Raw genomic sequence first — 13,613 nt, 5'->3', positions numbered from 1 at the left:
ATCACATGAAAATCTACGGCGACGCCAATTCAGGCAACTGCCTGAAGGTGAAATGGGTGTGCGACAGGCTGGCGCTGCCGTACACATGGGTCGAGATCGACACCATGAAGGGCGGCAGCCGGACCGCGGAATTCCTCAAGCGAAACGGCTGGGGCCAAGTGCCGACGATGGAGCTGGATGACGGCCGCACGCTGGCACAATCCAACGCCATCATCCGCTATCTCGCGCGCGGCAGCGACCTGATCCCGAGCGATCCCTATCGCGCGGCGCAGATGGATGCCTGGATGTTCTGGGAGCAGAACAGCCACGAGCCTTATGTGGCCGTCTGCCGCTTTCAGGCCGTGTATCTCGGCAAGGCCATCTCGGAGATCGATCCGAATCTCATCAAGCGCGGCTATGTCGCGCTCGATCATCTGGAGCGGCATCTTGCGGGGACGCAATTTTTGGTCGGAGACGCGTTCTCGCTCGCCGACGTCTCGCTGCTCGCCTATACCCGTGTCGCGGAGGATGGCGGCCTCGAACTCGCGCGCTATCCCGTGATCCGTCGCTGGATCGCCGATGCCGAGCGCGTGCTCGCGCTGCCGCCGGTCCGCTGACCTCAGAGCCTGACTGAAAAATGGGTGAGTGATCTCAGTGGGGTGTGATTCCATCGGATTTGCAAAGATTCGAGGGAGAGCACGATGCCCTGGACCAAGATCACTCGGGAGCAATATCGGCGGGACGATCTGCGTTATGCAAGCGATATGACCGATGCGGAGTGGGCGCTGATCAGACGCCTGTTGCCGCGAGCGAACCGGCGCGGCCGGCCGCGTAAGACGGAGCTGCGTCGTGTGATCGAAGCGATCCTCTATATCGTTTCGACCGGCTGCCAGTGGCGGGCGTTGCCGCAGGAGTTCCCGCCCTATTCGACGGTGCAGGGCTATTTTTATAGATGGCGGGATACAGGCCGGTGGCAGAGGATTGTCAGCGTGCTTGTCCGACGGGCGCGAAAAAAGCTTGGACGGACACCGAAGCCGACGGCAGCCGTGATCGACAGTCAAAGTGCGCCGACCACCCAAGCTGGTGGACCGCGCGGCTACGATGCAGGCAAGCGCATCTACGGCCGCAAGCGGCACATTGTGACGGATACCAATGGCCTCCTCCTCGGGGTTCATGTTCATCCCGCCAACGTTCAGGACTGCCATGGCGCCGTACCGCTGCTGAAGAACGTGCGGATGAACTTCCCCCGGCTGCGCCACGTCTTTGCCGACCGGGTCTACCGCGGAAATCAACTCCTCGACGCGCTCTCAGACTGCGGTCCATGGACTGTCGAGATCGTCGAGCGGCCTCAAGGCGTCAAAGGCTTCCAGCTTCTGCCGAGGCGGTGGGTGGTTGAACGCACATTCGCTTGATTCGGCAGATGCCGCCGCCTCGCCAAGGACTTCGAGGCGACGGTGGCAACCGAAGCTGCCTGGCTGCTGATTGCACACATCAGGCTCCTGACCCGCAGACTCGCGGCTGCAGCTAAGGTTGGGTGATTTATGAGTCAGACTCTCAGGTGAATGCCGCCATGACTGAAGCTTCATCCATCACGATCCGCCGCGCTCGCCGCGAAGACGTCGCCGCCATCGTCGGCATGCTTGCGGACGATCCGCTCGGCAGTGCGCGCGAGCGGATCGAGGATCCGCTGCCGCAAAGCTATTACGAGGCCTTCGCGCGGGTCGAGCGCGATCCCAATTTGCAGCTCGTCGTCGCCGTCGACGGGGACGGCGTCGTCGTCGGCTGTCTGCAACTCGCGGTTCTGCCGGGCATCAGCTCGCAGGGCGGCTCGCGCGGCCTGCTCGAGGACGTTCGCGTCGCAAAGCATTGCCGCAGCCGCGGCATCGGCGAGAAGCTCGTGCAGTGGGCGGTCACGGAGGCGCGCGCGAGAGGTTGCATGCTCGTCGAGCTGCTGACGCATCAGACGCGGGTCGATGCGCAGCGCTTCTATGAACGGCTCGGGTTCGCGCGCAGCCATGTCGGGATGACGATTCGCTTTTGAATCGCGTGCAATAAGTTGTGCCATCTACCCGCCAATACCTGCAGCAGCGGATAGTCTGCGATCCGGTTAACAGCCAATAAACTAAGCCGGTCTCCGTGATTTTACGGACCGGAACGAGTCCGGTATGTCGGACGTCTCCCACGGGGCGGCGGGCAACTGGGGATTGGAATGTCGGATTATTCGATCGTGCGGGTCGGCAACGAATACATCGTGCAGGCCGGCGAGAAGCGCATTCTGAAAGTATCGAGCCGGCGCAGGGCAGTTAAGATCATGACTCTGGCGGCAGATTTGCTCGATCAGGAGACGATCCAGCAGGTCGAGGACGCCCCATCAATCAGCCGTGATGCCCGGATTGTTCCAGACGAGTCCGAACTTTCTTGACGTTTGGGTACCTTTCCACTATCCCCGACCGCGGGAAACCTCTCCCCACCGAGAGGCAGCTATCTGGAAGGGTAGATTATGACTGCAGCGAAGCCCGCTTCGCGGCCTGAAGTGCCGCATTTTTCCTCCGGCCCCTGTGCCAAGCGCCCCGGCTGGAACCCCAACAATCTCAAGGACGCCGCCCTCGGCCGCTCGCATCGCGCGAAAGTCGGCAAGGCCAAGCTCAAGCTCGCGATCGAACTGACGCGCGAGGTGCTTGAGGTGCCCGCCGATTACAAGATCGGCATCGTGCCGGCGTCGGACACCGGCGCGGTCGAGATGGCGCTGTGGTCGCTGCTCGGCGCGCGGCCCGTCACCACGCTCGCCTGGGAATCCTTCGGCGAGGGCTGGGTCAGCGATATCGTCAAGGAATTGAAGCTGAAGGACGTCACCAAGCTCAACGCGGCTTATGGTGAAATCCCCGATCTCTCCAAGGTCGATCCGAAGTCGGATATCGTCTTCACATGGAACGGCACCACCTCGGGTGTGCGCGTTCCGAACGCTGACTGGATCAGCGCGGATCGCGAAGGCCTGACGATTTGCGACGCGACCTCGGCCGCCTTCGCGCAGCCGCTCGATTTCGCCAAGCTCGATGTCGTCACCTTCTCCTGGCAGAAGGCGCTCGGCGGTGAAGCTGCGCACGGGATGCTGATCCTGTCGCCGCGCGCGGTGGAACGGCTCGAGACCTACAAGCCGGCCTGGCCGCTGCCGAAGATCTTCCGCCTCACCAAGGGCGGCAAGCTCAACCAGGGAATCTTCGAAGGCGAGACCATCAACACGCCGTCGATGCTCTGCGTCGAGGACTATCTCGATGCGTTGAACTGGGCGAAGTCGATCGGCGGCCTGAAGGCGCTGATCGCCCGCGCCGATGCCAACACCAAGGCGCTCGCCGACTGGAAGGCGAAGACGCCGTGGATCGACTTCCTGGCCAAGGATCCGGCGATCCGCTCCAACACCTCGGTGTGCCTGAAGTTCACCGATCCCGCGATCACCTCGCTTCCATCAGACGCACAGGCCGACTTCTGCAAGAAGCTGGTCGCGCTGGTGGAGAAGGAGAACGCCGGCTTCGACTTCGCGTATTACCGCGATGCGCCGGCGGGTCTGCGGATCTGGTGCGGCGCCACCGTCGAAGCCAAGGATGTCGAGCTGCTGACGCAGTGGATCGACTGGGCGTTTGCCGAGACCAAAGCAGCGTTGCCCAAGGCGGCATAAGTTTTTCTCTTGTCACCTCTTCCCGTTCTTACGGGGAGAGGTCGGATCGCTCGGCAGCGCAATTGCGCGCCTGAGCGATCCGGGTGAGGGGCCCTTTCGGCTTGTTCCTCGCTCGTGGCTGCCCTCACCCCAACCCTCTCCCCGCAAGAGCGGGGAGAGGGAGAAGTGATCAGAGACTTCACCAGATCGGTCCAGGAGACCCGCCCGCGGCAGGGCAAAGGAACAATCGAGATGACAAAACCCAAAGTTCTGATTTCCGACGCGCTGTCTCCCGCCGCCGTCCAGATCTTCAAGGATCGCGGCGTCGAGGTCGACTTCCAGCCCAACCTCGGCAAAGACAAGGAAAAGCTCGCCGAGATCATCGGCAATTACGACGGTCTCGCGATCCGCTCGGCCACCAAGGCGACCGCCAAGCTCATCGAGAAGGCGACCAGGCTCAAGGTGATCGGCCGCGCCGGCATCGGCGTCGACAATGTCGAGATTCCGGCCGCGACCGCCAAGGGCATCATCGTGATGAATACGCCGTTCGGCAATTCGATCACGACCGCCGAGCATGCCATCACCCTGATGCTGGCGCTGGCGCGCGAGATCCCGCAGGCCGACGCCTCGACCCAGGCCGGCAAGTGGGAGAAGAACCGCTTCATGGGCGTCGAGATCACCGCCAAGACCCTCGGCGTGATCGGCTGCGGCAATATCGGCACGATCGTCGCCGACCGCGCGCTCGGCCTGCGCATGAAGGTGATCGCGTTCGATCCGTTCCTGTCGCCGGAGCGCGCCAAGGACATCGGCGTCGAGAAGGTCGAGCTCGACGATCTCTTGAAGCGCGCCGATTTCATCACGCTGCACACGCCGCTGACCGAGAAGACCCGCAACGTGATCGATGCGGCCGCGATCGCCAAGATGAAGAAGGGCGTGCGCATCATCAACTGCGCGCGCGGCGGCCTGGTCGACGAGCAGGCGCTGGTCGACGCGCTGAATTCCAAGCATGTCGCGGGCGCGGCCTTCGACGTGTTCGTCGAGGAGCCGGCGACCTCGAACGTGCTGTTCGGCCATCCCAACGTGATCTGCACCCCGCATCTCGGCGCCTCCACCACCGAAGCGCAGGAAAATGTCGCGCTGCAGGTCGCCGAGCAGATGTCGGACTATCTGTTGTCGGGCGCGATTTCCAACGCGGTCAACTTCCCCTCGATCACCGCGGAAGAGGCGCCGAAGCTGAAGCCGTTCATCGAGCTTGCCGAGAAGCTCGGCTCGTTCGCCGGCCAGCTCACCGAGAGCGGCATCCTCAAGACTGAGATCACCTATGAGGGCCACGTCGCCGAGATGAAGATCAAGGCGATCACCTCGGCGGTGCTGTCGGGCCTGCTGCGGCCGATGCTGGGCGAGGTCAACGTGGTCTCGGCGCCGGTCGTCGCCAAGGAGCGCGGCATGGTGGTGGACGAGGTCGTCCGCGCCGCACAGAGCGACTATGAAAGCCTGATCACGGTCACCGTCACCACCGAGCGCCAGGAGCGTTCGGTATCCGGCACCGTTTACGCCGACGGCAAGCCGCGCCTCGTCGACATCAAGGGCATCCGCGTCGACGCCGAGTTCGGCAAGTCGATGATCTACGTGACCAACGAGGACAAGCCGGGCTTCATCGGCGCGTTCGCGAGCCTCTTGGGTGATGCGAAAATCAATATCGCGACCTTCCATCTCGGCCGCGTCAAGCAAGGCGGCGATGCCATTGCGCTGGTCGAGGTCGACGGCGCGGTGCCGGCGGAGCTGCTCGCCAAGGTACAGACACTGCCGCAGGTGAAGCAGGCCAAGGCGCTGACGTTCTGAGCCGCTGACGTTTCAAAGGCGCTGGCGTTTCAAACGCTGTTTGAGCGGTCCTCGTCATCGCCCGGAACGCCCGGCATGACGGAAGGAAGATACCGCTCAAGCAGTCCATATTCCGATCTGCGGAACATGACGCCGTCTCCGGTCCCGGAGGCGGCGTTTGTCGTTCCGGGGCGTCCGGTATTGCTGTTGCGCCCGCCGAAAAATGTGTACGAACGGGCCACGACGCGCCACAATGACCGTCATCTCAGAGGGAGAAAACAATGCGTGAAGCCGTAATCGTTTCCTACGCGCGCACCGGCCTGGCAAAGTCCGGCCGTGGCGGATTCAACATCACCCCGCCGATGTCGCTCGCCGCGCACGCCATCAAGCACGCGGTCGACCGCGCCGGCGTCGACAAGGAATATGTCGAGGATTGCTATCTCGGCAATTGCGCGCATGGCGCGCCGAACATCGGCCGCCAGGCGGCGCTGCTCGCCGGCCTGCCGAAGTCGACCGCGGGCGTCTCCGTGAACCGCTTCTGCTCGTCGGGCCTGCAGACCATCGCGATGGCCGCCAACTCGATCCGTTCCGACGGCTCCGATTGCATCGTCGCCGGCGGCGTCGAGAGCATCTCGATTCCCGGCGGCGGCTCGCCGAAGGAATCGATCGATCCCGAGCTGCTCAAGACCGCGCCCGACATCTTCATGGCGATGATCGATACCGCCGACATCGTCGCCGAGCGCTACAAGCTCAGCCGCGAATACCAGGACGAGTATTCGCTGGAGTCGCAGCGCCGCATGGCCGCCGCGCAGCAGGCCAACAAGTTCAAGGACGAAATCGTCCCGATGAAGACGAAGATGAAGGTGGTCGACAAGGCGACCAAGGCCGAGTCGATCGTCGACTACGTGGTCGATCGCGACGAGTGCAACCGCCCCGAGACCACGCTGGAGGGCCTCGCCAAGCTCGAGCCGGTCAAGGGCCCGGGCAAGTTCATCACCGCCGGCAATGCCAGCCAGCTCTCCGATGGCGCCGCCGCCGTGGTGCTGATGGAGGCCAAGGACGCCGAGAAGCGCGGCCTCAATCCGCTCGGCCGCTTCGTGGCCTGGGCCTCGGCCGGCTGCGAGCCCGACGAGATGGGCATCGGTCCGGTCTTTGCGGTGCCGAAGCTCCTGAAGCGCCACGGCCTGAAGATCGACGACATCGATCTCTGGGAGCTCAACGAGGCGTTCGCCAGCCAGTGCCTCTATTCGCGCGACCAGCTCGGTATCGATCCCGAGAAGTATAACGTCAATGGCGGCTCGATCGCGATCGGCCATCCCTTCGGCATGACCGGCGCCCGGCTCACCGGCCACCTGCTGCAGGAAGGACGTCGCCGCAAGGCCAAGTGGGGCGTCGTGACCATGTGCATCGGCGGTGGCCAGGGCGGCGCCGGCCTGTTCGAGATCTACAGCTAAGCGCGATCGACACTGATCGTGTGCGAACGAGCGGCCCGGCGGCAACGCCGGGCCGCTTTTCTGTTGGAGCCGGCTAGCTCGCCGCTGAGCCGAGCGCGCGCTCGTCAAACTCGAGCGAGGCAATCAATTCGAGCGTCTGCCGGAGATCGGCGGCCTGCCTTGCGCCGAAGGCGGACTCGAAACGCTCCTGCGCCTTGAGCCATGCGGCCTGTGAGTCCTCGAGCATGGCTTCGCCGCGCTTGGTGAGCCGCACCAGCCGGCTGCGCCGGTCGTTCTTGTCGACGGTGATGGTCAACAGACCGTCGCGCTCGAGCGGCTTGAGGTTGTGGTTGAGCGCGGTGCGGTCGAGCACCAGGGCTGCGGCAAGCTCGCCCATCGTCGGCGCTCCCGACCGCCTGACATAGACCAGAATCGCCCGTTGCGTGCCGCGCAGGCCGGATGCCGCAAGGACCTGATCGTAGAGCTGCGACACTCGCCGCGTCGCCTTACGCAACGCCGTGAGATTACACCGGCTGGGTTCCGTTTTCGCCATCGCTGCCTCCGATAGACTTGACAAATACATGCATATGCACCTAATGGCAATAGATGCATATGCACGTATTTTGGAGGGTGTGATGTCGGAGGTAGAGGCGGAGACCATCGATCTGGTCGTCGAACCTGATGCGCGGCCGCGGTCCGGCGTCGCCACCGCAAACCCGCGCCAGGTGCTTGCGATCGTGTCGGTCGGAATTTGCCTCGCCAATCTCGATTTGTTCATCGTCAATGTCGGGCTGCCGAACATCGCGCAGGAATTTCGCGGCGCCTCGCTTGAGGATCTGTCCTGGATCCTCAATGCCTATGCCATTGCCTACGCGGCGTTGCTGGTGTTCTTCGGCCGGCTCGCCGAACGCCACAGCCGCAATCTCAGCTTCCTGCTCGGCGTCGCGCTGTTCACGGCCGCGTCGGCCGCATGTGCGCTGGCGTCCAGTGTCGAGTTCCTGGTCGTCTCCCGCGTGGCGCAGGCGGCCGGTGCGGCATTGATGACGCCGACCTCGATCGGCCTGCTGCTGGCGTCTTTTCCGCCCGAGCAGCGCGCCGGCGCGGTGCGCACCTGGACGGCGATCGGCGGCCTTGCCGCCGCACTGGGCCCGCTCGCGGGAGGCGCGCTGGTCACCTTCGACTGGCGCTGGATCTTCATCGTCAATGTCCCGATCGGCGTCGTCGCGCTGATCATCGGCTGGTTGAAATTGCCCGAAGTGCCCGGTCACAACGTGCCGCGTCCGAGTTCATGGGCGGCGCTGTTGGTGACCTCCGGTATCGGTGCGCTGACATTTGCGATCGTGAAGGCGAACGATTGGGGATGGAGTTCGCGCGGCGTCGTGCTTGGCTTTGCCGTCGCGACCGTCTCGCTCGCCGCCTTCGCTTGGCATTGCCTCAGATCGAGGAATCCCTTCGTCGATCCTGCACTGTTCGCGGTCAGGCCGTTCACCGGCGCGTCGTTGGTGATGGCGCCTTATTCGGCGGCCTTCGGCGCCATGCTGCTGTCCTGCACCTTGTGGGAGCAGACGGTATGGGGCTGGTCGGCGTTGAAGACCGGCCTTGCAATCGCCCCCGGTCCGCTGATGGTGCCGATCACCTCGCTGCTGTTTGCCGGCCGGCTGATTGCGCGGTTTGGCGCCGCGGCCGTCGTCTCCGCCGGAATCCTGCTGTTCGCGGCCGGCCTCGCGATCTGGGCGACGCTGCTCGGGGCCGAACCCAATGCGCCTGCCGTCGTCGCGGGCGTGATGCTGATCGGTATCGGCGTCGGGCTGACCTTTCCGACCCTGATGGGCGTCGGCGCCGGCGCGCTGCCGCCGTCGTCGTTTGCCACCGGCTCCGGCGTCATCAACATGATCCGGCAGGCGGCGCTGGCGATCGGCGTCGCGATCTTCGTCGCGATCCTTGCAACGCCGGTCTCGATGACCGAGCGGATCGCGGCGTTTCAGCGCGGCTGGTGGATCATGATCGCGATCACCTTGGCCGGCTTCGTGCCGAATTATCTGTTCATCCGGCGCAAGGCGGAGCGCTAGCGCCGAAAGACATCGCTGCGCCATGCGGCAGCCGCGGCGGCGCCATCGTCGCGCCGCAGGGAAACCTCAATCGAACCAGTCCCTTCCTCGCTGCGTCTCACCACGAGAAACGGCGCGCAGTCGAGCCCGGCGCGCCGTTCGTCTCGCGCGCGATGCGGCGTTTTTTTCCGGAGGGATGTCATGTGTAGGATTGCGAATTATCTTGTGACCACCAGCCTGGTGCTGGCGGGTGCGCTGGTTGCCGGGCCGCTGCAAGCGGCCAATCTCGATGCGGCCTCGCAGGTCGATGCCGTGACCGTCTATCCCGATGGCGCGAGCGTCACCCGCGTCATCACGCTGGATCTGCCTGCCGGCGACAACACCCTCATCGCCAGGGATTTCCCGATCGGGCTCGATCCGTCCTCGCTGCGGGTCGAAGGCGAGGGCGAAGCGAAGCTCACGATAGGCGCGATCGACACCAAGCTGCCGGGGCCGCTGCTGCCGCAAAATCTCTCCGAGATCGACAAGCGCATCGAGGCGCTTGACGATCAGCGCGCCGATTTGCAGGGACTGATCAGCGCGGCCGAGGCGCGGCGCAAATTTGCCGAGCGGTTTGCCGAGGCGTCACCCGCGGGCCTCGGCGAAAAGGGCGAGGCGCGTCCGCTGAGCGAGTGGCGCGCGGCGTTCTCGGCGGTGGCCGACGAGGTCGCAACCGCCGACAGCGCGATCCGTGACGCCGAGCGCAAGATCCGCGTGATCGACCGCGATCTTGCGCAGATCGCAGCCGATCGCACCAGCAAGCCGCCGAGCAAGGTCGAGGTGCGGATCGATGTCGCCTCGCAAGCGGCGACCAAGGTGACCTTGCGGGTCACCTATGCGGTTCCCAACGCCCGCTGGACGGCGCTCTATGACGCCCGGCTCGACACCGGCGCCAAAGACCGCAAGCCCGCGATCGAACTGGTCCGTCGTGCCGAGATCACCCAGTCGACCGGCGAGGACTGGTCGAACGTGGCGCTCGTCGTCTCCACCGTGCGGGTCGCGCGCGGCGGCAATGCGCCCGACCTCCGCTCGCTGATCGTGCAATATCCGCAGCCGCCGCGACCGCTGGCGAAGCTTTCGGGAGAGGCCAGCATGCGGGCGCGCGAGGCGCTGGCACCCGCGCCGGCCGCCGACGCGGTTCAGCAATTCCGCTTTGGTGGGGGGCGCATGGACGAACTGGAAGCCACCGCCGAGGTCGGCGCCTTCCAGGCCACCTTCAAGATTCCCGGCCGCGTCAGCGTTGCCGCCAATGAGGGCGCCAAGAGCCTGCGCATCTCGACGGCGACGATCACCCCTGATCTCGCGGTTCGCGCCGTTCCGGTGATCGACCCGACCGCGTTCCTGGAAGCGAGCTTCGTGCAGGCCGACGATGCGCCGTTGCTGCCGGGGCAAATCTCGATCTACCGCGACGGTATCTTTGTCGGCCGCAGCCGGATGGCCACGGCCGCCAAGGACGAGACCGTGCGGCTCGGCTTCGGCGCCGACGACAAGGTCAAGATCGAACGCACGGTGGTGAAGCGCAACGAGGGCTCCGCCGGCCTGATCGTGACCACGTCGAAGACCGACGAGCGCGCCTTCAAGACCACGGTGCGCAACGGCCACGACTTCCCGATCAAGGTCGCGGTCCAGGATCAGCTCCCGGTCAGCGAGAACGACGATATCGTGGTGGAGATGCTGCCGTCGTCGACGCCGGCGACGACCACCAATCTGCGCGACAAGCGCGGCGTGCTGGAATGGGCGTTCGAGGCCAAGGCCGGCGAAGTCCGTGACATCAATTTCGCCTGGCGGATGCGCTGGCCCAAGGACAAGGGCGTCGTGATGGTGCCGGCGGGCTAGAGCCCGTGCCGGGGCTGTAGCGTTGTTGCTTGACGCGTTTTCTTCACACGAACCGGAACCCACTTCGCTTGAAAACGCTTTGAGGACCTGCGTCATCTGCCGATGACAACCCTCCCGATCTCGGGCATCACTTTGCCAAAGGCAACAAAGCCTGAGATCGGGAGGATCCATGAGCTACCAGCACATCATCGTCGATGATCCGCGTCCGCGCGTCCGCCGCATCACGCTGAACCGCCCCGAAAAGCGCAACGCGCTGAACAATCGCCTGCGCGGCGAGATCTTCGAGGTGCTGGAGCAGGCCGACCGCGATCCCGAAATTTCGATCTCGATCCTGCGTGGCGCGGGACCCTGCTTCTCGGCGGGCTACGATCTCTCCGCCGACAACCGCGTCGACCAGCCCTATCACTCGGCATCCGGGCCCGGCCAGTGGTCGCGCCATGTCGTCGAGGGCTGGTTCTCGATCTGGGATCTCGCAAAGCCCGTGATCGCGCAGGTGCACGGCTATTGCCTCGCCGGCGGCACCGAGCTCGCGACCGCCTGCGACGTGGTCTACGTCGCCGACGACGCCCAGATCGGCTATCCGCCGGTGCGGCTGATGAGCCCGCCCGACATGCAGTATCACCCGTGGCTGGTCGGCATGCGTCGCGCGATGGAATTGATGTTGACGGGCGACGCGATGTCGGGCCGCGAGGCCGCCGAATGGGGCTATGCGACCCGGTCGTTTCCGCTCGCCGAGTTGGAGGCGAAGACGCTGGATTTCGCCGAGCGCGCGGCCAAGGTGCCGATCGAGCTGCAGCAGCTCAACAAGCGCAGCGTCCACCGCGCGATGGAAATCATGGGCGCCCGCGCCGCGATGCGGGCCGGCACCGAGATCCAGGCGCTGGCCTTCACGACCGAGGCCAGCAAGGCCTACATGGCGGGCTTCCGCCGCGACGGCGGCAGCGTGAAGGCCCAGCTCGACCAGCGCGACACGACGTTCGGAGATTACCGGACGAAGAAGGAGTGACGATCACGCAAGCCGCGCGCTGAGCTGTATCGCCGTCAGCCTGAGGAGGCCGCAAAGCGGCCGTCTCGAAGGGCGGCGGCCCGGCTGTCTCCATGCGGCTGCATCGGGGCCGTGCATCCTTCGAGGCTCGCCCAGCGGCGCGATTGCGCCGCTGGCTCGCACCTCCAGCGACAAAGGCGAAGCCTTTGCGCGGGGATGACGGAATGGCCGTCGTGCCGGGATGAGCATCACGCTATCCGCATATTCGCTGTCATGTCCCGCCTTGAGCGGGGCATCCAGTACGCCGCGGCCTGTCCGTTGAGCTCGGGCGCCTCTGGAATACTAGGTCGCCCGGTCGAGCCGGGCGACGACACTGTTGTGGGTGGCGAGCACCGCCTCACTTCGCCTTCAGGAAGTCGCCGACCTCGAGCAGTACGAACTCGTCGTCATCGGCCTTGTTCGGGTCGCGGCTCGAGGAGAACGGCAGGTTGTTGTCGTTGCCGACGATGATGTGGGTCTCGTCGACCCGGTCGACATTCTCGATGGTGAAGAACGGGAAGGTGTAGACGCCGTCGTTGAGCGGCTTGCGGGCCTTCTTGTTGGGATCGCGGATCTTCATCAGGTCGATATAGGCGATCTTGCGCACGGGCTTGCCGACATTGGCGTCGGACAGCTCGATCTTGTAGACGCGCTTGAACTTGGCGAGGTCAGGGAAACAGTTCTCGCCGCGCTGGCCTTGCGGGCAGGCCTTGTCGGCGGTGCCTTCGCCATTGTCGCGTTCGATGACGAGGCCCTGGGCCGGATCGATCATGTTGAAGTCGCCGATCGCATTGCCGTTCTGCTCGAACACATACAGCCAGTAGCGTCCGGTGAACTTCTCCGCCGCGACGTCGAATTCCAGGATGCGTGAGGCCTCCTTGCCGTCGACCTTCTCCCAATCCTTCTTGTCGGCATCCCACAGCGGCCCCTCGAGCAGGCCGTAAAGGAACTTGCCGTCCTTGGAGGAAGCAAAACCTTCATAGCCCTTGGAGCGGCGCAGGTTGACGTTGGTGTAGCTGGCGCCGGGCGCGCCGGGCGACTGCACCGCCCAGTGATCCGGCGAACGCACCGGCTTGCCGTCGGCGACGGTCTCGAACACGGCGAGGATCTTGCCGGTCTTGTCGGCCTTGAGGATGTAGGGCCCGAATTCATCGCCGATCCAGAAAATGTCGTTGATGATCTGGAAGCCCTCGGTGTCGAAATCGGCACCGGTCAAATAGCGCTTGGCGGTGTCCTCGTGGACGATGCGGAACGGCACCTTCCTGTCGGGATCGTGCAGGAACACGGTCTCCTGACGCTCGATCTTGCCGCTCGCCCAGTCGATCTTGTGCCGGTTCAGGTACAGCATCGAGTCCGCCGAGTTGTAGCGCGAGCCCATGCCGTTGTCGGTGATCACCCAGAACGAGCCGTCGGGCATCACCTTGATGCCGGAATGGCCCTGCAGCGGCTGGCCCTTGAACGGCAGCGACACGCCGGTCGGCCGCTCGTACGATTTGCCCATCACGGTGCCGATGGCGTCGACGCGCTTGCCGGTGGTGTATTTGCCCGAGGTCTTCAGATCATCAGGGGCGTCGGCGGGCGCGTCGATGAAGCTCTCCGCCGGCATCACGGCGTGTCCCGCCAGCGTCGCCGGGAATTCGCCCTCACCCTGCGCGAATGCCGATGTGGCGAGCAGGATCGAGGCGACGGAGCAGAGCAGGGACAGGCGCATGGTTGATCTCCCAAAGGATAAACGATGCGGTGTTCTCCGAGCCGCCTGTTACAGCCACCTGACAGTTTTG

General features: G+C 64.6%; 11 protein-coding genes and 1 pseudogene. 10 read left to right on the top strand and 2 right to left on the bottom strand.

Translation table 11 applies throughout. The features are described from left to right. Positions 1 to 5: 5 nt before the first annotated feature. The 7 genes and pseudogenes from ACVW1B_RS29315 to ACVW1B_RS29285 all read left to right on the top strand — a co-directional run bounded on the left by ACVW1B_RS29315 (position 6) and on the right by ACVW1B_RS29285 (position 6,906). Positions 6 to 596 carry a glutathione S-transferase family protein gene (locus ACVW1B_RS29315; RefSeq protein ID WP_057017935.1) on the top strand — a complete coding sequence of 197 codons (591 nt, stop codon included), beginning with the start codon at positions 6 to 8 and terminating at the stop codon, positions 594 to 596. A gap of 84 nt (positions 597 to 680) precedes the next feature. Further along, positions 681 to 1,517 (top strand): annotated as a pseudogene (locus ACVW1B_RS29310) (IS5 family transposase). A 32-nt stretch (positions 1,518 to 1,549) separates the two neighbouring features. Next, complete coding sequence (locus ACVW1B_RS29305) at positions 1,550 to 2,020, top strand: GNAT family N-acetyltransferase (RefSeq protein ID WP_057017936.1); 471 nt, start codon at positions 1,550 to 1,552, stop codon at positions 2,018 to 2,020. Positions 2,021 to 2,188: 168 nt separating this feature from the next. Next, entirely contained in the window at positions 2,189 to 2,401 is a 213-nt protein-coding gene (locus ACVW1B_RS29300) for a hypothetical protein (RefSeq protein WP_050382779.1), read from the top strand. A gap of 78 nt (positions 2,402 to 2,479) precedes the next feature. Continuing rightward, complete coding sequence (locus ACVW1B_RS29295; protein ID WP_057017938.1) at positions 2,480 to 3,652, top strand: phosphoserine transaminase; 1,173 nt, start codon at positions 2,480 to 2,482, stop codon at positions 3,650 to 3,652. A gap of 231 nt (positions 3,653 to 3,883) precedes the next feature. Continuing rightward, positions 3,884 to 5,473 carry a phosphoglycerate dehydrogenase gene (gene serA, locus ACVW1B_RS29290; protein WP_028333510.1) on the top strand — a complete coding sequence of 530 codons (1,590 nt, stop codon included), beginning with the start codon at positions 3,884 to 3,886 and terminating at the stop codon, positions 5,471 to 5,473. Positions 5,474 to 5,733: 260 nt separating this feature from the next. Then, positions 5,734 to 6,906, top strand: a complete 1,173-nt coding sequence (locus ACVW1B_RS29285; RefSeq protein WP_050382770.1) for a thiolase family protein — start codon at positions 5,734 to 5,736, stop codon at positions 6,904 to 6,906. 73 nt (positions 6,907 to 6,979) lie between these two features. On the opposite strand, the gene ACVW1B_RS29280 is transcribed toward ACVW1B_RS29285, so the two are convergent. Continuing rightward, the gene (locus ACVW1B_RS29280) at positions 6,980 to 7,438 is read right to left on the bottom strand and encodes a MarR family winged helix-turn-helix transcriptional regulator (RefSeq protein WP_253606884.1); all 459 of its coding nucleotides are present in this window, start codon (positions 7,436 to 7,438) and stop codon (positions 6,980 to 6,982) included. A gap of 82 nt (positions 7,439 to 7,520) precedes the next feature. Between ACVW1B_RS29280 and ACVW1B_RS29275 the strand changes: the two genes are divergently transcribed. The 3 genes from ACVW1B_RS29275 (at position 7,521) to ACVW1B_RS29265 (ending at position 11,814) form a co-directional block, all read left to right on the top strand. Next, positions 7,521 to 8,954, top strand: a complete 1,434-nt coding sequence (locus tag ACVW1B_RS29275; protein WP_253606885.1) for an MFS transporter — start codon at positions 7,521 to 7,523, stop codon at positions 8,952 to 8,954. 180 nt (positions 8,955 to 9,134) lie between these two features. Next, complete coding sequence (locus tag ACVW1B_RS29270) at positions 9,135 to 10,808, top strand: mucoidy inhibitor MuiA family protein (protein ID WP_253606886.1); 1,674 nt, start codon at positions 9,135 to 9,137, stop codon at positions 10,806 to 10,808. 169 nt (positions 10,809 to 10,977) lie between these two features. Further along, positions 10,978 to 11,814 (top strand): enoyl-CoA hydratase-related protein, encoded by an 837-nt coding sequence (locus ACVW1B_RS29265; RefSeq protein WP_253606887.1) that lies wholly within the window; start codon positions 10,978 to 10,980, stop codon positions 11,812 to 11,814. Positions 11,815 to 12,190: 376 nt separating this feature from the next. Here ACVW1B_RS29265 and ACVW1B_RS29260 read toward each other — a convergent pair whose 3' ends face one another. After that, complete coding sequence (locus ACVW1B_RS29260; RefSeq protein ID WP_253606888.1) at positions 12,191 to 13,543, bottom strand: esterase-like activity of phytase family protein; 1,353 nt, start codon at positions 13,541 to 13,543, stop codon at positions 12,191 to 12,193. Positions 13,544 to 13,613: the final 70 nt, after the last annotated feature.

This window comes from Bradyrhizobium sp. USDA 4502 (genome assembly GCF_054063355.1).
This window is presented reverse-complemented; position numbering and strand designations above follow the sequence as displayed.